This is a genomic window from Actinocrinis sp. (genome assembly GCF_035605935.1).
GTDB lineage: Bacteria > Actinomycetota > Actinomycetes > Streptomycetales > Catenulisporaceae > Actinocrinis.
This window is the reverse complement of the sequence record NZ_DATNGK010000141.1, coordinates 1-2,635: the sequence shown is the minus strand read 5'-3', so window position 1 is coordinate 2,635 and position 2,635 is coordinate 1. Positions and strand designations below refer to the sequence as shown.

Sequence of the window (2,635 nt, the reverse complement as noted above, 5' to 3'; positions counted from 1 at the left end):
TGCGCCGGCCGGGCTGGTACGTCGACTCCAGCCGCTTGGCGATCACTCCTTCGAGCCCTTGTTCGCGTGTCGCGGCATACAGCCCGGCACCCTCGCCCGACTGGTAATCCGGCACCCGCCAACTCGGCACGGCCGCGAGATCCAGCGAGCCGAGGGTCTCCCGCCGCTCGCGGTAAGCCTCGTCGATCAGCGAACGCGCACCGACGCGCAGCACGTCGAACACGATGTACACCACCGGCGTGCGTTCGCTCAGCCGTGCGATCCGCGCCTCGTCGCGCACGTGCATCCGTTGCTGGAGAGCGGCGAAAGAGGGACGGCCGTTCGCGTCGAAGGCGACGATCTCGCCGTCCACGACGAGCCCGCGCCGCCGACTGCGCTCCGGCGTCAACTCGGGGTAAGCGCCGGTGATATCGCGATCATTGCGGGAGATCAGTTGGAACCGGTCCTTGCCGAGATAACCGACCGCGCGCACCCCATCCCACTTCACTTCATAACCGAATAGCTCGTCCTGCGCCGCTGAGGGCAACTGGCCAGGCGTGGCCAGCATCGGTGCGATCGCGCGCAGGCCGGCCCAGGTGGTCTCGTTCGCCATGGCGTCAATGCCGCCCGGCCCGGACCTTGTCGCCGAGGTCCTCCAGCACGTGCCAGGTCACCGCCTGCTCGAGCGCGGGTAGCAGCCGGCTCTGTTCCACCTCGAGCAATCCGCGCGCCTGCGCCGCGAGCGCGTTGACCAACTCCGGGCCGGCCTCGCCGTACCCGTTCTCCTCCGCGACTCGGCCGAGCGTCCAGCTGACCTGGTCACGCACCCGTTCGCCCTGCTTGGACAGCTCTCGGCCGCCTGGAACGTATTCGCGCAGCGCTCCGGACAGGCACCTCGAGGTCAGCGTGACGTGCTCCTCGACCGCCGCGGTCAACTGCTTGACCAGCGCCCGCTGCCGGGCCGGATCGCGCTCGGCCGCGCACTGGCCCGCCACCAGCTCGATCAGCTTGCGGTCGGCGGCCAGCTCGGTGCCGAGGTCCGCGCCATGGCCCATGATCCGCTCCCTTCGCCGGACCTTCCGGGCCTGTTGCCGGCCGTGACGGTTCGGGTGAGTCTCCGGGGGAGTACCCGGTGCGTCCATTTTTCCACTCGCTGGCACAAGTGTCTTGATTTTCTTCGCGTGATCACCGCCGAGCGCGGCCATCGCAATGATGTTCTAGTCAGGCACGTCCTTGATTCATCCGGGTTCGCCGTCGCATGGAGTGGCGTTATCCGGGTAGCCGGTCGCCCGAAAGCCGAGGTGCCGGCCGGCGAAAGGAGAAGGTCAGGCCATGCCGCCCGTAAGCCCACCGGGCTCCGTGGAATCCGAAGCCTGCGACGAAGTCTGCGGCTTCCGGGTGTGGACCTCCGGAGAGAACCGCTGGCACTTGGCCGGAGAGGCGGATCTGAGCGCCGACAGCGCGCTGCGGGCCGCCATGCTCACCGCGAGCGTGAGCCGCTGCGGACTGGTTCTAGACTGCGGGGAACTTAGTTTCATCGACGTCTCGGGACTGCGAGTGATCGCTTTGGCCGCACTCGCCCTTGGCTCGCCGGTCGTCGTGAACGGCGCCAACGAGATGCTGCGTCGCGCCTGGTCGCTGCTCGACCTGCACGTCGCCGCCCCGAACGTGGAGTTCAGCACATGAGCACCGACCAGCTGCCCCAGATGCAGTCCGGCGCCGCGCCGCGGCTCACCCGGTTCCGGCACGACGCGATGTTGTACTGCGGGCATGAGCAGTTCGTCGAGCGCACCGCCGAGTTCGTGCGTGACGCCCTCGCCGCCGAAGAAGCGATCATGGTGGCCGTCATCGAGCCGCGGGCGAGCCTGCTGCGCGATGAACTCGGCACGGACGCACGACTGGTGAACTTCATCGACATGGAGGCGGTCGGCCGCAATCCGGCCAGGATCATTCCGGCCTGGCAGGAGTGGGTCGTCCAGCACCGCGGCGCCGGCCGGGGCTTTCGCGGCATCGGCGAGCCGATCTGGCCGAGCCGCAGCCCGGAAGCGCTGATCGAGTGCCAGCAGCACGAGGCGTTGTTGAACACAGCGTTCGACGAGGGACCGCCATGGTGGCTGCTGTGTCCCTACGACACCTCGATGCTCGACTCCGACGTCATCGTGCGGGCGCATCAAACCCATCCGGGCTTGATGCAAGAGGATCGCGAATATCGCAGTGACAACTATCCCCATCCGGAGTTCACGCGATCAGCCATGTTCTCTGCCGCCCTTCCTCCCGAGCCCGCCGAACCCCTCTATCGCATCGACTTCGGGCTGGCCGACCTGCCGCGTATCCGCCAGGCCGTAGCCAGCTGCGCCACTGCTCAGCACGTCGCCCCGCCGCGCGTGGACGACCTGGTCCTGGTCGCGAACGAGCTGGCCTGCAACAGCATCAAGCACGGCGGTGGTTCCGGCACGCTGTGCATGTGGCGCGACGGCGCCGAGCTGGTCTGCGAGGTACATGACCGCGGCCTGATCACGGATCCGTTGGTCGGCCGGCGCAAGCCGAATCCGGAGAGCGGCGGCGGCGCCGGACTGTGGATCGCCAACCTGCTGTGCGACCTGGTTCAGATCCGGTCCACTCCGCAGACCGGAACCACGGTGCGCGTTCACGTGGA

At 68.1% G+C, this 2,635-nt stretch carries 3 protein-coding genes and 1 pseudogene; 2 read left to right on the top strand and 2 right to left on the bottom strand.

The genetic code is table 11. The annotated features are described in order from the left end of the window. Both VN779_RS12165 and VN779_RS12160 read right to left on the bottom strand, forming a co-directional pair. Positions 1-592 (bottom strand): annotated as a pseudogene (locus VN779_RS12165) (DNA ligase); the annotation flags it as partial. A 4-nt stretch (positions 593-596) separates the two neighbouring features. Further along, positions 597-1,034: a hypothetical protein gene (locus VN779_RS12160; protein ID WP_325722600.1), complete on the bottom strand. Its 438-nt coding sequence runs from the start codon at positions 1,032-1,034 to the stop codon at positions 597-599. A 277-nt stretch (positions 1,035-1,311) separates the two neighbouring features. On the opposite strand from VN779_RS12160, the gene VN779_RS12155 reads away from it, so the two are divergent. Beyond that, on the top strand, positions 1,312-1,665 hold the full coding sequence (locus VN779_RS12155) for an STAS domain-containing protein (RefSeq protein WP_325722599.1): 354 nt from the start codon (positions 1,312-1,314) through the stop codon (positions 1,663-1,665). Continuing rightward, the coding region (locus VN779_RS12150; RefSeq protein WP_325722598.1) for a sensor histidine kinase at positions 1,662-2,635 on the top strand (974 nt) is incomplete at its 3' end. The genes VN779_RS12155 and VN779_RS12150, both read left to right, overlap by 4 nt.